The 17,934-nt window shown below is 52.6% G+C and carries 22 protein-coding genes; 21 read left to right on the plus strand and 1 reads right to left on the minus strand.

Annotated features, from left to right (window positions below):
* Nucleotides 1-759: 759 nt before the first annotated feature.
* Both rluC and ACJJIS_RS08515 read left to right on the plus strand, forming a co-directional pair.
* Nucleotides 760-1,755: a 23S rRNA pseudouridine(955/2504/2580) synthase RluC gene (rluC, locus tag ACJJIS_RS08510; protein WP_444914009.1), complete on the plus strand. Its 996-nt coding sequence runs from the start codon at nt 760-762 to the stop codon at nt 1,753-1,755.
* Nucleotides 1,756-1,769: 14 nt separating this feature from the next.
* The gene (locus ACJJIS_RS08515) at nt 1,770-2,411 is read left to right on the plus strand and encodes an HAD-IA family hydrolase (protein WP_475710009.1); all 642 of its coding nucleotides are present in this window, start codon (nt 1,770-1,772) and stop codon (nt 2,409-2,411) included.
* Here ACJJIS_RS08515 and ACJJIS_RS08520 read toward each other — a convergent pair.
* Nucleotides 2,408-3,004, minus strand: coding sequence for a Maf family protein (locus tag ACJJIS_RS08520; RefSeq protein ID WP_475710010.1), 597 nt, complete (start codon nt 3,002-3,004; stop codon nt 2,408-2,410). The genes ACJJIS_RS08515 and ACJJIS_RS08520 overlap by 4 nt on opposite strands.
* 106 nt (nt 3,005-3,110) lie before the next feature.
* Here ACJJIS_RS08520 and ACJJIS_RS08525 point away from each other — a divergent pair, with 106 nt between their 5' ends.
* The 19 genes from ACJJIS_RS08525 (at nt 3,111) to yajC (ending at nt 17,828) form a co-directional block, all read left to right on the plus strand.
* Nucleotides 3,111-3,653: a YceD family protein gene (locus tag ACJJIS_RS08525; protein ID WP_475710011.1), complete on the plus strand. Its 543-nt coding sequence runs from the start codon at nt 3,111-3,113 to the stop codon at nt 3,651-3,653.
* 73 nt (nt 3,654-3,726) lie between these two features.
* Nucleotides 3,727-3,921, plus strand: a complete 195-nt coding sequence (gene rpmF / locus ACJJIS_RS08530; protein WP_108733564.1) for a 50S ribosomal protein L32 — start codon at nt 3,727-3,729, stop codon at nt 3,919-3,921.
* Between the two features lie 3 nt (nt 3,922-3,924).
* Nucleotides 3,925-4,983: a phosphate acyltransferase PlsX gene (plsX, locus tag ACJJIS_RS08535; RefSeq protein WP_282932473.1), complete on the plus strand. Its 1,059-nt coding sequence runs from the start codon at nt 3,925-3,927 to the stop codon at nt 4,981-4,983.
* Nucleotides 4,984-5,033: 50 nt separating this feature from the next.
* Nucleotides 5,034-5,978, plus strand: a complete 945-nt coding sequence (gene fabD, locus ACJJIS_RS08540) for an ACP S-malonyltransferase (RefSeq protein ID WP_475710012.1) — start codon at nt 5,034-5,036, stop codon at nt 5,976-5,978.
* Nucleotides 5,979-6,034: 56 nt separating this feature from the next.
* A complete protein-coding gene (gene fabG / locus ACJJIS_RS08545; RefSeq protein ID WP_282934677.1) occupies nt 6,035-6,778 on the plus strand; it encodes a 3-oxoacyl-ACP reductase FabG in 744 nt (247 codons plus the stop codon).
* 225 nt (nt 6,779-7,003) lie between these two features.
* The gene (gene acpP, locus ACJJIS_RS08550) at nt 7,004-7,240 is read left to right on the plus strand and encodes an acyl carrier protein (protein WP_020415205.1); all 237 of its coding nucleotides are present in this window, start codon (nt 7,004-7,006) and stop codon (nt 7,238-7,240) included.
* A gap of 191 nt (nt 7,241-7,431) precedes the next feature.
* Nucleotides 7,432-8,673 (plus strand): beta-ketoacyl-ACP synthase II, encoded by a 1,242-nt coding sequence (fabF, locus tag ACJJIS_RS08555; RefSeq protein ID WP_444957915.1) that lies wholly within the window; start codon nt 7,432-7,434, stop codon nt 8,671-8,673.
* Nucleotides 8,674-8,718: 45 nt separating this feature from the next.
* Nucleotides 8,719-9,489 carry an aminotransferase class IV gene (locus tag ACJJIS_RS08560; RefSeq protein WP_444896975.1) on the plus strand — a complete coding sequence of 257 codons (771 nt, stop codon included), beginning with the start codon at nt 8,719-8,721 and terminating at the stop codon, nt 9,487-9,489.
* On the plus strand, nt 9,486-10,550 hold the full coding sequence (mltG, locus tag ACJJIS_RS08565) for an endolytic transglycosylase MltG (RefSeq protein WP_445361673.1): 1,065 nt from the start codon (nt 9,486-9,488) through the stop codon (nt 10,548-10,550). The genes ACJJIS_RS08560 and mltG overlap by 4 nt, the downstream gene beginning before the upstream one ends.
* A complete protein-coding gene (gene tmk, locus ACJJIS_RS08570; RefSeq protein ID WP_282932477.1) occupies nt 10,550-11,170 on the plus strand; it encodes a dTMP kinase in 621 nt (206 codons plus the stop codon). The genes mltG and tmk overlap by 1 nt, the downstream gene beginning before the upstream one ends.
* Before the next feature lie 47 nt (nt 11,171-11,217).
* Nucleotides 11,218-12,243 (plus strand): DNA polymerase III subunit delta', encoded by a 1,026-nt coding sequence (locus ACJJIS_RS08575; protein WP_413662280.1) that lies wholly within the window; start codon nt 11,218-11,220, stop codon nt 12,241-12,243.
* Between the two features lie 104 nt (nt 12,244-12,347).
* On the plus strand, nt 12,348-12,701 hold the full coding sequence (locus ACJJIS_RS08580) for a PilZ domain-containing protein (RefSeq protein ID WP_413662279.1): 354 nt from the start codon (nt 12,348-12,350) through the stop codon (nt 12,699-12,701).
* A gap of 7 nt (nt 12,702-12,708) precedes the next feature.
* Entirely contained in the window at nt 12,709-13,485 is a 777-nt protein-coding gene (locus ACJJIS_RS08585; protein WP_413662278.1) for a TatD family hydrolase, read from the plus strand.
* 27 nt (nt 13,486-13,512) lie between these two features.
* Nucleotides 13,513-14,136, plus strand: coding sequence for a dUTP diphosphatase (locus ACJJIS_RS08590; protein ID WP_444942543.1), 624 nt, complete (start codon nt 13,513-13,515; stop codon nt 14,134-14,136).
* A gap of 133 nt (nt 14,137-14,269) precedes the next feature.
* On the plus strand, nt 14,270-15,250 hold the full coding sequence (locus ACJJIS_RS08595; protein ID WP_282932481.1) for a malate dehydrogenase: 981 nt from the start codon (nt 14,270-14,272) through the stop codon (nt 15,248-15,250).
* A 72-nt stretch (nt 15,251-15,322) separates the two neighbouring features.
* Nucleotides 15,323-15,961 (plus strand): DUF2244 domain-containing protein, encoded by a 639-nt coding sequence (locus tag ACJJIS_RS08600; protein ID WP_413662277.1) that lies wholly within the window; start codon nt 15,323-15,325, stop codon nt 15,959-15,961.
* 83 nt (nt 15,962-16,044) lie between these two features.
* On the plus strand, nt 16,045-16,521 hold the full coding sequence (gene bcp, locus ACJJIS_RS08605; protein ID WP_282932483.1) for a thioredoxin-dependent thiol peroxidase: 477 nt from the start codon (nt 16,045-16,047) through the stop codon (nt 16,519-16,521).
* 416 nt (nt 16,522-16,937) lie between these two features.
* Entirely contained in the window at nt 16,938-17,384 is a 447-nt protein-coding gene (locus ACJJIS_RS08610; protein WP_020415217.1) for a helix-turn-helix domain-containing protein, read from the plus strand.
* 111 nt (nt 17,385-17,495) lie between these two features.
* Nucleotides 17,496-17,828, plus strand: a complete 333-nt coding sequence (gene yajC, locus ACJJIS_RS08615; protein ID WP_282932486.1) for a preprotein translocase subunit YajC — start codon at nt 17,496-17,498, stop codon at nt 17,826-17,828.
* Nucleotides 17,829-17,934 lie beyond the last annotated feature (106 nt).

Below are 17,934 nucleotides of genomic sequence, written 5' to 3' on the forward strand. Positions count from 1 at the left end.
AGGTGTGACACCGCTACTCACAGGCTTGCTTGTTGGCTGCCAGGTGGAGAGGACCACCAGGCAGGGCAGGGGAAATAAGGTATGCCAGCTCTACCGCGCCATGGATCTATGCGGCTTGTTGAGACTGGCGTTTGCCTATTATTCGCTCTGCAAAAACTCCGGATACGCGCTGTTATTGTGCTATCCGTTGGTACCTTTAATACCTTTTGTTAGTACTGCCCTGTACCTGTGCTGCAGGCTTCTACAGCAGGGTTGGGCGCCGCCCCTTGGTTTGTTTCATATGCTGGGCGGCAAGGTTTGCGTCAATCATCAGAGGTTCTGCAGTTCAGCTTTTGGCTGATACCCATTCTTCTTAATTTTTTTACCAGGCTTGCGGAAGCTGTGCTGCCCTGGTTGCCAGTTCGGTTGCTGGCTCGTCGTATTCTGCAAAACCGGACGCAAGTTTGAGTCGTCCTTTCAAGCGCTGCGGGTCACGGCCCGTCTTACCTTCGCGATAATTACCCGCATAACCGCGGGCTGTTGTTGCCGGTGAGCTCCCCTCTGGTTCTGGTAATTGGGGGACATCTCAACGGCTAAGTTTTATCAATGACGCGGCATCCCCGCGCACCGACCGAATGGGGTATTTTCGTTGGGGTCACGGCTATCTCTTCATGTGGGAAGTCGCCTTTGACCGAAAATACGCCGAATTCAGGCCGGCCGAATATAGCATGGGCAGGGAGGTGCTTCAATTGTATCCCTGGCAACGCTATGATGCGCGTCATGCGAAGTATACCCCACCCTAAGAAGGCTCCGGCCGAGACCCCATCAAAGACCTCGAATCCATCTGGCGGCGTGCAGCTTTTAACTGTACCTGAAGAGCTGGCGGGACAGAGGATCGACAATTTCCTCCAGGCGCGCCTCAAGGGTGTGCCGCGTTCACGTATATACCGAATCCTGCGTAAGGGTGAGGTAAGAGTAAATAAAGGACGAATAAAGGCTGAATACAAGTTAAAGGCGGGCGATGTGGTGCGAGTGCCGCCAATTCGTGTTGCCGAGCAGGCTGAGACCCCTCTCGCTGGTGAATCTCTGCGCCAGCTGATCCAAGAGTCCATACTTTACGACAAGCACGGGCTTATGGTGATCAATAAACCGTCGGGCCTTGCGGTCCATGGCGGCAGTGGTGTCAGATTGGGTCTGATTGAAGTTTTGCGCCAGATGTTTCCGCAAAGCCCGTTTATTGAGTTGGTGCACCGCCTTGACCGGGATACCAGTGGCGCCATCATGGTGGCCCGCAAGCGCGCGGTATTGCAGCATGTTCAGTCGGAGTTGCGGGCGGGAAAGATCGGTAAATCGTATCAGGCATTGGCGGTGGGCAAGTGGCCCCGAGGTCGCCGCGTTGTTGAGGCACCTTTGCGCAAGAACACTTTGAAAAGCGGCGAGAGAATGGTGTCAGTGCACCCTGAGGGCAAGCCTTCAGAGACTCGCTTTAAGTTGATTGAGAGATTTAAGGCGGCGACTCTGCTTTCCGCAGAGCCGGTCACCGGGCGAACACACCAAATTCGAGTTCATGCTCAGTTTGTTGGTTGCCCTTTGGCGGGCGACAACAAGTACACCTCGGACGAAGTCAATCGTGAATTTCGTGGTCGCGGTCTGAAGCGTCTCTTTTTGCACTCAGCTTCAGTGCGCTGCTCTTTGCCAGATGGCTCCAAGGTTGAGGTGGAGGCTCCACTCCCTGCGGAGCTGAGTGCAGTGCTGAATAGGTTAAGGGAAGAGTAGGGCGTTCTTTTGTTATGTTGGTAATCCTCGATTGGGATGGGACGGTTTGTAATTCTGAGGCGCGTATCGTCGACTGTATGTTGCGGGCGGCAGATAGAGCTGGTTTGCCAGTGCTTGCCCCGGAGGCGGTTAGCAACATCATCGGGCTTGGTCTGCCGGAAGCGATATCCTCTCTGTTTCCGGAGGCTGCCAGTGAGGAAAAACTCACGTTGCGCCAACTTTACTTTGATGAGTGGATGGCGGCCCGGGTTGAACCCTTGCCGTTATTTGAGGGGGTCCTGGATACCCTGGACCAGTTGCTGTGCGGTGGTCACCAGTTGGCGGTAGCGACTGGGAAGAGTCGGCAGGGGCTCAATCGGGAATTTGAGGAGCACGGCCTCGGCCACTTGTTTGCCGCCAGTCGTTGTGCGGATGAGACCGCTTCCAAGCCTGACCCGCTGATGCTGAATGAGTTGCTACATGAGACCGGAACCGGTCCGGAGCAGGCGGTAATGGTAGGGGATACCGTATACGACCTGGAAATGGCGGCGGCGATCGGCATGCCCTCTATCGGGGTGAGCTATGGCGCTCATTGCCCAACCCGACTGCAGGGGTGTGGCCCCAAGGTTGTTATCGATCGCTTCTCTGAGTTGCTCCGCTGGCCGCCACTCTTTTAGGTGGCCTGCGGGCCCAATGGATCTATGCCAAAGTGGTTCAGCATATCGGTAAGGCGGATTAGTGGCAGCCCAACCAGGGTGTTGAGATCTGCTCCTTCAAGCCTTTCAAACAGGGCGATACCTAGCCCTTCCACCTTAAAAGAGCCGGCGCAATCGTAAGGTTGTTCCAGCTCTACATATCGTTCAATTTGCTCTGTGCTCAACTGCCGAAAGTAGACAGTGAAGGTTTCCGTATCGCCCAACTGCTCTCCGCTTGCGCTATTCAGCAGGCACAAGCCGGTGTGGAATATCACTTTTTTGCCGTTGCAGGCTTGCAGCTGGGCGATGGCGCGCTCCCTGCTGCCTGGCTTGCCAAGTATTTGGCCGTCGCAAGAGGCAACTTGATCTGAACCGATAATCAGTGATTTCGGGTGGCGGCCAGCCAGGGCGCGCGCTTTCTCTGTGGCGAGGCGCAGGGCGAGTGCAGCTGGCGCTTCCCCCGCCTGTGGTGCTTCATCTATATGGGGCGAATCCTGCTGAAAGGGGATGCCAAGCTGTTGTAGTAGGGTTCTGCGGTAAGGAGAGCTGGAGGCTAGTATCAGAGGGTGGGGCATTCTGGTGGATTTTCCGCTGGGTCGAATAGTGGTTTGTGACCGGGCGATACTGCAATGCCTGATTTGTTTTGACAAGGCTAAGGTGAGTCCATAGAATTGCGCGCTTATGTCGATAGCCCCCTCTAAATCAGTATTGCCAAAGAGCATTGATGCTCGGAAATTGGTACAGCGAGAGCAGTTGCTCGATGGTGTTTTGCCGTTGGAGTCCCTGCCTCGGGTTGGTAGCGCAGTTGAGTCTGTCCACGGAGAGATTTCTGCTGAATTGCAGTTTGAGCGAGACTTGCAAGGTCACCAAACGGTGAGCGGCAAGGTTCAACTTGCAGTTGACCTCTTGTGTCAGCGCTGTTTGTTACCGGTCCATGAGCAGATCGAGGCACAGTTTAGCTGGGGTATCGTATGGACTGAGGAGCAGGGTAAGGCCCTGCCCAAAGATCTGGACCCGGTGATCCAGGACGGCGATGAGCTGGACTTGCACCAGATCCTTGAAGATGAAATTTTGCTCAATTTGCCAATGGTGGCTTATCACCAGGAAGAATGTGTCTCCAAGGAGAGCTTTCATTTTGGTGGCGAGGTTGCCGAGGCGGATGAGCAACAGGCAAACCCCTTTAAAGTGCTGGAGCAGTTGAAGGGTTCGTCGGGTAAATCCTAGGTTTCCCGATGAGTTTGGGCTCGCCGGTAGGCGCCCCGGTTCCAGCGAAATTTGTTTATTTTAGGAGCTAGCAATGGCTGTTCAACAAAACAAGAAGACTCGTTCCCGTCGCGGTATGCGCCGTTCCCACGATGCGCTGGGCGCAGGTGCTACCCTTTCCGTCGATCCGACTACCGGTGAAAAGCACCGTCGTCACCACGTGACCAAAGACGGTTTCTACCGTGGTCGCAAAGTGATCGAAGTTAGCGGCGGCTCTGAAGAAGAGTAAGCTTTGTCCAGCCAATTGCGATTGGCCGTGGATGCAATGGGCGGGGACTTAGGTCCCCGCTCTGTCGTTCCGGCATGTATTAGATTTCTTCAAAACTTCCCTGAAGCGCAGCTAAAGCTATTTGGCCCGCGCGCAGAGCTTCAAGCTCTGGTTCATCAAGAGCTGCAGCGCCATCGCCGCCGCGTTACCCGCCGTCTCGAAATTATCCATTGCGAGCAAGTCATCACTCAAGAGTGCAATCCGTTGCAGGCTGTTCGCCATAAGCGCGATTCAACCATGGCGATGGCCCTGAAGAGTGTTGCATCGGGAGATGTGCAAGCTGCAGTTACCTCCGGCAATACTGGCGCCTTGTTGGCGTTGAGTCGCAGTATTCTCGGTAATATCCAAGGTGTTAGGAAGCCGGCGCTCGGTAAGTCTGTACCTTCAGGTATGGGTTCCTGCTATCTTTTGGACCTTGGTGCCAATGTGGATTGCAGTGCTGAGGATTTGCTTCAGTTCGCCCGTATGGGGATAGAGGCTCAGCGGATTCATACTGCCCGCAAGAGTGTGAAGGATATAAAGGTGGCGCTGCTCAATATTGGGGCGGAAGCACATAAGGGTAGCGCCGAAATACGCCGTGCAGCGGAGCTGCTCGATGCGGACCCCGGGGTCAATTATGTTGGCTTTGTTGAGGGGCATGATATTTTTACCGGCTCGGTAGATGTGGTTGTTTGCGACGGCCTGATGGGTAATGTCGCGATGAAATCTGCCGAGGGTGTGATTCGACTAATGGGTCAAAAAGCGTTCACAATCGAGAAAAGAGGGTGTTTCAAGCGTTTTTTTGGCCAATTGGCCATAAAGCTGTTGCGAAAATGGCGTACACAGGTGGAACCTGCTCGCTATAATGGCGCCAGCTTTGTAGGGGTAAAGGGCAACGTGATCAAGAGTCACGGCGGTGCCAGCAGCGAAGCTTTTTATCGGGCGATGGTTACGGCGAAGGAGTGTGCCGATGCTGACCTGGCAGCCAGGGTCGATGCCGCTATGGCACAATCCGGCGAAAGACGCTCCATGGATGAAGGGTAAAAAGCAGTTTCCCTTACTGAAATCAGCCACATTTAGGTTAAGGATATCTTATGACCAATGCCGCACTCGCATTTGTCTTTCCGGGGCAGGGTTCCCAGAAAATAGGTATGCTCTCTGAGATTGCCCAAGAGGCGCCTGAAATTCAGGCCACTTTTGCCGAAGCATCCAATGTGCTCGGCTATGACCTCTGGGACCTGTGCCAGAATGGCGAGCAGGAAGCCATTAATCTCACCCAGCGTACCCAGCCTCTCTTACTGACTTCCAGTGTTGCCCTTTATCGCATGTGGCGCTCTCGCGGCGGTGCCCAGCCTGCATTCATGGCCGGTCACAGTTTGGGCGAGTGGTCAGCACTGGTGTGCTCTGGCGTTCTGGCGTTTAAAGATGCGGTTCATTTGGTTCGCGAGCGCGGCCGCTTGATGCAAGAGGCGGTTCCTGTAGGGGAGGGCGCTATGGCTGCGATCATCGGTCTTGATGATGCAGCTGTCGAAGAAGCTTGTGCTGCTTCTGCTGAGAGTGAAATAGTTGCTGCGGTGAATTACAACTCTCCCGGCCAGATTGTTATTGCGGGAAGTAGCGCGGCGGTGCAGCGCGCCATCGAAGCCTGTAAAGCTGCCGGTGTAAAGAAGGCTATGCCTCTTCCGGTCAGTGCCCCATTCCACACTGAGCTGATGCGTCCTGCGGCGGAAAAGCTGACCCCTCAAATAGAGGCGACAGAATTTAACGCGCCAGAAATACCCATCGTGCACAATGTCCACGCTGAGCTTGAAGTGGATCCGGAAAAAATTAAGACCCTGATGATCGAGCAGATTTATCGCCCGGTTCGCTGGACTGCCTGCGCACAAAAAATTATTGGCTCCGGAGTGGAGCAAATGGTTGAGTGTGGTCCGGGTAAGGTTTTATCTGGCCTGATCAAACGTGTCGACCGAAGTGTTTCCTGTCACGCAATCGATAGCCCCAGTAACTTTAATGAAGCTCTGCGAGCTACAGCGGTATAAATCGCTCAAAAAGTAGTCCAGTAGTCGAATAAGGATAAGTGAGAATGACCTTACAGATGTCCCTTGAGGGTAAAGTTGCCTTAGTGACAGGTGCAAGTCGCGGCATTGGTGCGGCAATTGCAGATATGCTCGGTGGAATGGGTGCCACAGTTATTGGTACTGCCACCAGCGAATCCGGCGCTGAAAAAATAAGCGCCCGCTTCGCAGAAGCCGGTATCGCAGGTGCCGGTAAAGTTCTGGATGTGGGCAATGCGGAAAGTATTTCCGAGCTTCATGCAGCGATAAAAAATGAGTTTGGTGCTCCTGCGATATTGGTTAATAATGCTGGCATCACCAAGGACAACTTGCTGATGCGCATGAAGGATGACGAGTGGGATTCAGTCGTCAATACGAATTTGACCGCGGTCTATCGCATGAGTAAGGCTTGCCTGCGCGATATGACCAAGGCGCGATGGGGGCGGATTATTAATATCAGCTCCGTCGTAGGTAGTATGGGTAATGCCGGTCAGAGCAATTATGCGGCGACCAAAGCTGGTGTGGGAGGGTTTGCCCGCTCCCTGGCTTCAGAGGTGGGCTCCAGAGGAATCACGGTTAATACCGTAGCCCCCGGCTTTATTGATACTGATATGACAAAAGTCTTGCCTGAAGCGCAACGCGAGTTGCTTCTGGGTAAGATTCCTCTCGCGAGGCTCGGGAAGCCGGAAGAAATTGCTTCGGTGGTTTCCTTCCTGGCGAGTGATGCGGGAGGCTATGTCACCGGCGAGACAATTCATGTCAATGGCGGTATGTACATGGCGTAGTTTGTGTTTCAAAATGTCTCTTTAACTTATTGATTTTAGAGATATTTATGTTTTTGCTGATGGTGTTGAGGGGCCGCACATTACATCCCGAAAAACTTGGGGTACAATGGCCTCTGAATTATCCAAAAGCTGTGTGAGCCGGTCGTTATCACCAACAACATTGGATACGGTGAAAAACAATAGCGACTAAAACAGATTTTTACCCACTAGGAGTTAAATTGAATCATGAGCAGCATTGAAGAGCGCGTTAAAAAGATCGTTGCTGAACAACTGGGCGTTAAGGAAGAAGACGTTAAGCCTGAAGCCTCTTTTGTTGAAGATCTGGGCGCTGACTCACTCGACACAGTTGAGCTGGTTATGGCTTTGGAAGAGGAATTCGAAACTGAAATTCCCGATGAAGAAGCTGAAAAAATCACTACTGTTCAGCTGGCAATGGATTACATCAAGGATAACCTTGGTTAATTCCTGCTGGGTAGTTTAGGCACGGGCAGCTCAATATGCTGTACCTAGCCGAGCGATTCTGAAAGCCGTTCTATGTTTCATAGCGCGGCTTTCTTGTTATTGGTACTACGGAATTGTGACTGCTGACCGGATGTTGTTCTTTTAACTACATTGGTGAAGGACGGTAGCAGAAAATTTCAGGGGGGAGCGCAGTGTCGCAAAGAAGAGTTGTTGTAACCGGAATGGGAGTCGTTAGCCCGTTAGGTAACACCCTAGAGGATACTTGGTCTGGGGTACTACAGGGAGCTAATGGTGCTGCTCCGATTGAGACATTTGATGTCTCGGCTTTTTCAACCCGCTTCGCCGCTACTGTAAAGGATTTTGATCCCACGCCATACATGCCCGCAAAAGAAGCGCGCAAGATGGATACTTTCTTGCAGTACGGACTGGTTGCCGGTATTCAGGCTATGCAAGATAGCGGCCTGGAGGTAACCGAAGAGCTGGGTCCGCGCGTGGGTACCTGTATTGGCTCTGGTATGGGCGGTATCTTGGCTATCGAAGATAATTCATTGCTGATTGCCGAAAAAGGCCCTCGCCGTGTATCACCTTTCTTTGTACCTGGCGCCATCATTAATATGGTTGCGGGTAACCTCTCGATTAAATATGGCCTCAAAGGCCCCAATCTGGCAGTGACAACAGCCTGTACCACAGGAACCCATGCGATCGGTCTCGGAGTTCGTGCGATTCAGCACGGTGATGCCGATGTGATGGTATGTGGTGGTGCAGAAATGGTTACCACCCCGGTAGGGCTCGGCGGTTTCTGTGCGGCAAGGGCGCTGTCCACTCGCAATGATGATCCGCAATCAGCAAGCCGCCCCTGGGATAAAGACCGTGATGGTTTTGTACTGGGTGAAGGGTCTGCGGTACTCGTTTTGGAAGAGTACGAAAATGCAGTCGCTCGCGGAGCCAAGATTTACGCAGAAGTAGCTGGCTTTGGTATGAGCGGTGATGCCCACCACATGACCTCTCCTCCGGAAGATGGCGCTGGCGCTGCTCTCTCAATGGAAAATGCCCTGAGAGATTCCGGTATGAGCCCAAGTGATATCCAGTATATCAATGCTCATGGTACTTCTACTCTGCTGGGAGACACAGCTGAGATCCTGGCGGTTAAAAAAGTATTCGCGGGGGTGACGGACTCCCTCGCTGTGAGTTCTACCAAGTCGATGACCGGTCACCTGCTGGGGGCTGCCGGTGCTATTGAAGCCGTTTTCTCGGTATTGTCATTGCGCGACCAGGTTGCGCCCCCCACTATCAATCTCTTCTCCCCGGATGAGGCCTGTGCCGGTATTAACCTGGTGCCCCAAGAGGCCCAGCCGATGGCAATCAATGCAGTCCTATCCAATTCCTTTGGTTTCGGTGGCACCAATGGGTCACTGATATTCAAGCGAGTCTGATTCCCGTGCCCACCGCGAGGTGGGCACACCTGCCTTGGGAGCTCCATGTACCAGTTACCTCAAATGTACTTTCGGGGGCTGGCCGTTGATCAGTTGCCAGATGATGCTGATTACTCGGGTGGAATCCTCGAAACAATGCGCTGTCACAACAAAGGTCTACCGCTTTGGTCTTTCCACCGCGCTCGCCTGGAGCGTTCGGGAGTGTTGGATGAGGCCTGTCTGGGAGAAATTGAGCAGTCGACGTTAAAATTGACAGCCGGCTGTCGCTGGCCTGAGGCGATTGCGCGCCTGCGTGTTGGCAGTGTGCGCGGGCAGCAATGTTGGGATTTGGTGCTGCGGCCGCTGATTGAAACTGCTGAGGGGCAGGTGGGCACTAGCCTTTTCCCTTGTTCGACGAGCTTGCCGATCGGTAGTAATTCGAACCAGGGCTGCAAAACTTTACTCCGTAACCGATATAATGCGGCAAAAGCAGAGCTGCCGGTGGGTCAATTTCTCGATGGATTGATGCTGGATTCGGCGGGAAGGGTCATCGAAACCCTGCGCTGTAATATCCTGGCCCGATTTGGTGGGAAGTGGATGACTCCATCCCTGCACCGGTGTGGTGTTCATGGTGTGATGCGGCAGTGGCTCTCGAGCCATATCCACTGGCAAGAGGAAGACATGGAGCTTTCCGAACTCTGTGAGGCCGATGAGCTGGCTCTCTGCAACAGTGTTCGAGGTGTATTACCGGTGGTAGAGGTAATCGGTTACAAAAATTGGCCTGTGGGTGTCGAGACCCGCAAGCTACAGAAGCTGATATTGGATAAATTGTGGTGAAGAAAAAGCAAGCGAGTTTCGCTTGGAGAGTGTTGAAGCTGTTATTTGGTGGGCTGGTATTGGCCTGCTTGGTTGCAGTTGCCTCTCTATACGTGGCAAAGGAAGCCTTGGAATCCCCCCTGCCGATTGCACAAGATGGGCTTACGCTTCAGGTGGAAAAGGGCGGAAGTTTGTCCCGGACGCTGCGAAGCTTGCAGGGCGAAGGGATAATCCAGTGGCCGCAAATACTCCTCGCCTATGCCTACTGGGAGGGCACAACAGAAATCCATTCCGGCGAGTATTTAGTTCCCTTTGGCAGTAACGCGCGGGACTTGATTGCGCGCCTGAATCGCGGTGAAGTTACCCGCTATCGCATTACGCTATTAGAGGGCTGGACCTTTCGCCAGGCCCTGCGACAAATCCGCTCCGGTGAAAGAATCGTTCAGTCTGAAGAGGGAAGCAATGTCAGTGCTGCTGCCCGGGCCCTGGGCCTAAAGGAAGATGAGGTTGAGGGTTGGATTTTCCCGGATACTTATGTCTACCGGTCCGGTACCACAGATATTGAACTACTGCGTCAGGCCTATGATCGGATGCAGAAGGTGCTGGATGAGGAGTGGCAATCAAAAGGGGATGATCTGCCCTATAAGTCGCCCTATGAAGCCTTAATCATGGCTTCAATTATCGAGAAAGAGACAGGGCAGCCATCTGAGCGCAGTGAAATAGCTGGTGTTTTTGTACGCAGGCTGAATAAAGGTATGCGCTTGCAGACCGACCCCACCGTAATTTATGGCTTGGGTGAGGACTTTGACGGAAATCTGACCCGTACACACCTGCGCCAGGCAACACCTTATAATACTTATGTTATTAATGGCCTTCCCCCTACGCCGATTGCCCTACCTGGGCGAGCGGCAATTCGGGCCGCTTTAAATCCAAAGCCCGGCAAGAGCTTGTATTTTGTTGGCAAAGGGGATGGATCTCATCATTTCTCAGCGACTCTGACAGAGCACAACCGTGCGGTGCGGGAGTATCAGCTGAAAAGGCGCGCGGATTACCGCTCGAGTCCGGCAAAAGGAAAGAATTAGTGTCGCACGGCAAGTTCATCACCCTCGAGGGTGTAGAGGGGGTGGGGAAATCTACCAATTTACTCTTCATCACCGAGTGGCTCAAAAAGCACAATATTAACTTTATCCAAACTCGGGAGCCGGGAGGCACCCCGTTGGCAGAACAGCTGCGCGAGCTGTTATTGGCCAAGCGGGATGAATCCGTTGATCCCACGGCGGAATTATTGATGGTGTTTGCCGCCCGCGCGCAACATCTGTCTCAGGTTATACTGCCCGCCTTAAAACGTGGGGATTGGGTGATCTGTGATCGCTTCACCGATGCTACCTATGCCTACCAAGGCGGTGGTCGCAGACTGGATCGACAATTGATCGAGCAGTTGGAGCAGACAGTTCAAGGGGATTTGCGTCCAGATAAAGTGCTTTTATTGGATCTCGATCCAGAAGTGGGGCTACAGCGAGCCGCACGCACTGGGGAAGCGGATCGGTTTGAGAGTGAGCACCTGGAGTTCTTCCAGCGGGTGCGTGCGGCTTATCGCGATCGAGCTGAAGCTGCACCTGCCCGTTACGCGGTTGTGGATGCCGGCCAATCTCTGGAGCAGGTGCAGATGGATCTAGCCAAGCAATTGGAGCTGTTGCTTTAAGCTATCTTGCCCCAGAATCTATTTTTAAATGATAAGAATTGTGGCTGATGTCTGTGCCTGAAACTTTTGAGTATAAATCGATACCGGTACCTCTTCCCTGGCACTCCGAGCAATGGCAGCGGTTGGGCTTGCAGTTGCAGGCGGGCCGCTGCCCGCACGCTTTGCTGCTGACTGGCCCGGAGGGGTTGGGAAAGCGACAATTCGCGGCTGCTTTTACTGCGTTGGCCCTATGTGAGCAACCGAGGGCAGGTCAGGCCTGTGGAGAGTGTAAGGATTGTCGGTTGTGGATGGCTGGCTCGCATCCTGATTTCCTGCAAGTTGAACCTGAAAAGCCCGGTGGCCCGCTGAAAGTGGAACAGATCCGTCAGCTGGGCAACTTTGTTTCCCGCACCAGTGGGCGGGGCGGGGCGCGTCTGGTTTGTTTGTCGCCGGCGGAGGCGATGAATGTCAACGCAGCCAATGCCCTGTTGAAAAACCTGGAAGAGCCGGCACCCTCCGTTATCTTTGTGTTGATCACCGATGCCCCCACAGGCCTTTTGCCAACCATTCGAAGTCGCTGTCAATCTATAGCTTTTCCGCCCCCAACTGGAGAGGTGGCGCTACAGTGGCTATACAGCAATGGGCTGGAAGAGCCGCTGGCACAGCGTGTCTTAACTCTGGCAGGCGGGGCACCATTATTGGCGGCGGAGCTGGCCGAGCCCAAGTCGAGAGAAGTACGCGAGCAGTTTTTTAAAGATTTGGTTGCTGTAGCTCAGGGTACGGCAAGTTCAGTCTCTACAGCGGGCCGTTGGGAAACACCGGCCGAGGGTGTTGAATTGGTTCAGCTACTGCTTTTTTGGCAGCACTGGTTAACCCAGATGGTGCAGATTCGCAGTTGTGATCTTAGTGGAGATGCCCAGCTAATGGTTCTTTTGCAGAGGTTGCCGGGGTCGAGTGAGCAAAGCTTGCAGCCAGTATTTGCGTTCTACGATCATTTGCTTCAGGCGCGGAAAGGGTTACTGGGCACAGCTAACCCCAATCGTCGTTTGCTGCTGGAAGAATTATTTATTCGTTGGGCGAAGCTTTTTGCTTAGGCATCTTGCACAAGTCGGGTAGGGTAATTGACGTTGCCTGGACACAGGCAGCGGGCTTAGATAAGTTAGCGCATCATTTAGAAATATAAACATTGAGGTTGTCCATGAAAGCCATGGGAGGCGGTGCCCGCAACGGCATCCTGTCACTGAAAATCCAGGATAAATCTGTGCTCTATGCGGCCTATATGCCCTTCGTAAAGAATGGTGGCTTGTTTATCAGTACGGATAAATCGTACAACCTTGGCGATGAGGTTTTTCTGCTTCTGAGCTTAATGGATGAGCCGGAAAAGATTCCGGTTGCCGGTAAGGTGATCTGGATTACCCCCAATGGTGCTCAAGGCAACCGCACTCCCGGAATCGGAGTTCAATTTGGCGATAAGGACAATATCGCGCAAAACAAGATTGAAACCCACTTGGCGGGAACCTTAGAATCCAGCCGCCCAACCCATACGTTGTAACTCTCTAATGCTTGTTGATTCTCACTGTCACCTGGACAGACTTAAGCTCGATAAATTTGATGGCGATCTGGATACTGTATTGGACCTGGCCCGCAGTCGCGGTGTTGGCAAGTTCCTCTGTGTCGGTATCAGTTTGGAAAACGCCGATGCGGTTGTTGAAATCGCATCCCGCTACGAGGACGTAGTCTGTTCCGTTGGTGTGCACCCGTTGGATGTCGACTCTGGCATGGCGGATGTTGAGCGACTGGTGGAAATGGCTAACCAGCCCAATGTTGTTGCATTGGGGGAGACAGGTCTGGATTACTACTACAGCACTGACACCCAGGAAATCCAGCAGCAGAGCTTTATTGCACACCTGAAAGCGGCGGGGCAGGCAGAGCTTCCGGTTATTGTGCATACGAGAGATGCGCGGGAAGATACTATCGCTCTCATTAAAGAGCACGGTAATACCAATACCGCAGGTGTTCTGCACTGTTTTACCGAGAGCTGGGATATGGCCAAGGCTGCCCTGGATCTCAATTATTATATTTCTTTGTCCGGCATCGTGACCTTTAAAAATGCCGAAGAGCTGCGGGATGTCGCCCGCAGGCTGCCTTTGGATCGGTTGCTCGTTGAGACCGACTCCCCTTATTTGGCTCCAGTGCCCTATCGGGGTAAGCCCAATATTCCGGCCTATGTGCGTGAAGTGGCAGAATTTATCGCTGATTTACGCGGTATTCCCTACGAAGAGCTGGCCGAAATCACCTCAGAAAACTTTTTCAGATTATTCCCCCGGGCAGTTTGATCCGGGTCTATTGGATGTTCCCCTATGATGAAGCAGCAGTTGCAAGTCATGCTGACTCTGCAAGACCAGATTAATACAGTAGTAAATGAAAACTGGCGTGAGCAAAACTTTGCCTGGTACCGCGCTATTTGGGTAGAAAGTGCAGAGTTGTTAGACCATTACGGTTGGAAGTGGTGGAAGAAGCAACTTCCAGAAATGGATCAGGTGAAGCTTGAATTGGTGGATATCTGGCATTTCGGTTTGAGCCTTGAGTTGCAAAAAGGCTCTCCGCAGGAAGTGGCTGAGATCATGCTGAAGGAGTTTGCCGGTTCCGAGCGTACGGCGGGTGATTTCCGTGAAAACCTCGAGTCTTTCACCTTGAACACCCTGGCCACCAAGCAGTTTGATGTTGCTGGCTTTGCTCAACTATTGGCCGATGCAGAAATGTCTTTTGCTGAGTTGTACCAGCGATACGTTGGTAAAAATGTACTCAACCGATTCCGTCAGGATAACGGCTATAAAGATGGCAGCTATGTAAAAAACTGGGCGGGCCGTGAAGACAATGAACACCTAGCGGAAATTGCCGGACTTTTGGACTCATCTGCTGCTGATTACAGTGATCAGGTTTACAAGGCACTGCAGACGCGTTACCGGGAATTGGCGCTGACATAAACACTCGCAAAGAGTGTCCAATACAGTCTGAGAGGTTTTGTCATACAAATTGAGCCGCTATTTCGCTTGTGTAAGATGAAATTTACTCGCGAGGCCCTATAATGCGGCCGCTTACAAACGAGGGAGAACTATCGTGAAAGCACCTGTACGTGTTGCTGTTACCGGCGCTGCCGGTCAGATTAGCTATTCGTTGCTGTTCCGCATCGCCTCTGGCGAAATGCTGGGCAAAGATCAGCCGGTTATTCTGCAATTGCTGGAAATCACTCCGGCATTGGAAGCGCTGAAAGGCGTTGCTATGGAGCTTGAAGACTGCGCTTTCCCGCTGCTCGCGGGTATCGTTCAGTCCGATGATGCTACTGTTGCGTTCAAAGATGCAGATTACGCTTTGCTGGTAGGCGCGCGTCCCCGTGGACCGGGTATGGAGCGTAAGGACCTGCTGGAAGCTAACGCTGCTATCTTCTCTGCACAGGGTAAAGCCCTGAACGACGTTGCTTCTCGTAACGTAAAGGTACTGGTTGTTGGCAACCCGGCTAACACCAATGCCCTGATCGCTCAGCGCAATGCGCCAGACCTGGACCCGCGTAACTTCACCGCGATGACCCGTCTGGATCACAACCGCGCTCTGTCTCAGCTGGCAAACAAAACTGATTCCAGTGTTAACGACATCACCCATATGACCATTTGGGGCAACCACTCTTCCACTCAGTACCCAGACCTGCACCAAGTGAAGGTTTCCGGTGCTGCAGCCATGGATAAAGTGGAGCAGGAATGGTACGAAAACGACTTCATCCCGACTGTTCAACAGCGTGGTGCAGCTATCATCAAGGCGCGTGGTGCTTCCTCTGCGGCTTCCGCTGCCAACGCTGCCATCGACCATATGCGCGATTGGGCTCTGGGCACCGCTGAAGGTGACTGGACCAGCATGGCTGTATTCAGCGATGGTTCTTACGGTATTCAGGAAGGCCTGATTTACTCTTTCCCTTGCACTTGCAAAGATGGCGACTGGGAAATTGTTCAAGGCGTTGACATCAACGACTTCTCCCGCGAGAAAATGTCTGCTACCGAGCAGGAGCTGGCGGAAGAGCGTGATGCAGTAGCACACCTGCTGCCGTAATAGGGAGTGACAGGTCCCAGGCCTTGGCCGCAGACCTCTCCCAAAAACCCACACTGAGGTGTGGGTTTTTTTATGCCTGAATTTTGTAAACCCCGGCCCGGACCAGGAAACTTTCCCGGTCAGTATCTTCGTGTGAGCTGCCGCCATCGGCACTACACTGATTTTATATATCTGCCGGATGTCCCTGCTATGGTCACTGAAGTTGGCCGCAACACCGCCCGTTGCGCCTGTATCCTGCTGCAGCCTAACCAGTCCCTGTCCCTCTCCGGCAATCTATGGGTGTTTTTCTCCCTGGTTGGGGTATCCCTTGGAATCAGCCTCGCTTTTGCGATGGCGGGAGCCTGGATGATTCTTCCCTTTGCCGGGCTTGAAATGATCCTGCTGGGCATCCTGTTTACCTACGTGTACCTCGAAGGGACCCGCAGAGAAGTAATACGCATCAATGAGGAGTTGGTAATTCTGGATTGCTGTAAGGGGTTCAGGCAGCAAACGGTGTATCACCGGGAGTTCGCCCGCGATAAGTTGGCAGTACTCGTAAGGATGGGGAGCAGTGCTACCGAAATGGCTTCGGTAAACTTTAGTGGTCCTGAGGGGTGCCTTGAAGTCGGGGAGTTCCTCACCGAAGCTGAAAAGGCGGAGCTGGTGCAGAAGTTAGGTCGTTTTGGCATTTGTGCCAGGAAAGAGAAGGAGTTTCGTCTGCAGCAGTTCTGATTTCTCTATAGAACTGGCGTCTCGTTTGTTTCTTTTCGCTATAATCCCCGCTTTACTCTTAACTGTTCCAGAGGGGATATCAGATGGCTTTTCCGAAGATCGGTAATTTGGCTCCGGCTTTTACGCTGACCAACCAAAGTGGCGAGAAAGTGTCACTTAAGGATTTTCGTGACAAAAGTAATGTCGTCCTCTACTTTTACCCGAAAGCACTTACCCCCGGTTGTACCACTCAGGCATGTGGGATTCGCGATAGTGCGGCTGAATTTAAAAAAGCCAATACTGTTGTGTTGGGGGTGAGCCCGGATCCAGAAGCAAAGTTGCAGCGCTTTATCGACAAGCACGAACTGAATTTTGATTTGCTGTCTGATGAAGAACACAAGATTGCTGATAAATATGGCTGCTGGGGCTTGAAGAAATTTATGGGCAAGGAGTACATGGGGCTTCTGCGAACAACTTTTATTATCGATAAGAGTGGGCGCCTTCGCCATATTATCGACAAAGTTAAAACCAAGACCCATGACACTGATGTTTTGAATTGGATTGGCGAGAACCTGGATTAATTGCCAGACTCTGAGGGGCGGGGCTGGACTGGTGCTTGGTCTGCTGTAGCCCCTACCTTTCGGACTCAAAGGCGACATGTGGGTACCGAAAGTAAGTATTTTTGGCCCTTGGTACACAATAAGATGAAAAAAAGCACTGTCGCCCCTTGCTTTCTTAATTCTTGGTCTATACTGGCAGTTGTAAAGGAAAGGTGCGCCGGCTAGAGAGAGTCTCTCTGCGGGAATTGCCGGAGCGGTTAGTTTAAAAATTGTACATCTCTGTGAAGGATTCGATGTCTGTTTTTTGGTGCATCCCGCATCACGTAGTCGTCCGCCGAAGTTGATGTTGTGTTGGTGTGGGCAGGGGCAACCGGGATTCGCTGGATGCGGACATAGAAAAATAACTGCGGCTCACGGAACTCAATAGGAGCAGCTCGATGAACCATACTCAGCCCGACCAGACTTCGCTCTCTGAAGACAAATCACTTCAGCAGGCCAGAATATCCGGAGACCCGAATATTCTCGACCAGCTGCTGGCCCCCCCCGAAGCAACCAGTTTTGGTATTGCCGCACGGGTAATAGATGTGCTGGAGCAGCGTATCGGTAAGGCCTCTCTCGCTATTCGCCCGGTAGCGTCCGACCTAAGTATGTCCACCCGGACTCTGCAACGCCGGTTGCAGGAACACAACCTCAGTTTTGCATCTTTACGTGACCATGTTCGTTTTCGTCACGCGGTGCATTTCCTCAAAGATACTGCGCTGAGCGTTGATGGAATCTCACGAATTCTCGATTTCTCTGATCGAACCAGTTTTACCAGCGCGTTCAAACGCTGGACCGGGATGTCTCCTACTGGCTACCGCCGGCAGGTCCGCCAGAGGTTCTGAGTGTGGATTGGTTTGGCCGGTCTCTACGGGATCGGCCCAATCCGTTGCCTCGGCGGGGCAAACCCGTTAGAGTTGGCGGCAATTTAATAGGCTGACTCTTTGAGGTTTTGCATGAGCTTTTTTATCCCCTCCGCCATGGCACAGGAAGCGGCGCCGGCAGCACAGGGTAATCCGATGATAACCCTGCTGATGTTTGCGGGTTTGTTTGCATTCATGTGGTTTTTCATTATTCGCCCACAGCGCAAGCGCCAGAAAGAGCACCAAGAGCTGGTTGGCGCTCTGAAAAAGGGTGACGAAGTTGTAATGAGCAGCGGGATGCTGGGCCGCGTCGACAAGGTCGATGAGGACTACATCGTATTGGAAGTTGCAGACAGCATGTCTTTGAAGTTCCAAAAAGTAGCTGTGCACGCAGTATTACCCAAAGGTACGATTAAAAAGATCTAATCCTATTCAGGGTTTATCTTTGAATGTCGTCACTAAAAAAAGCCTGGCAATTGCCGGGCTTTTTTTTGGTTACTATTTTTGCGCGGGCAGTATTTATTGTGCCTTG

The organism is Microbulbifer maximicatervae (SeqCode) (assembly GCF_056231245.1).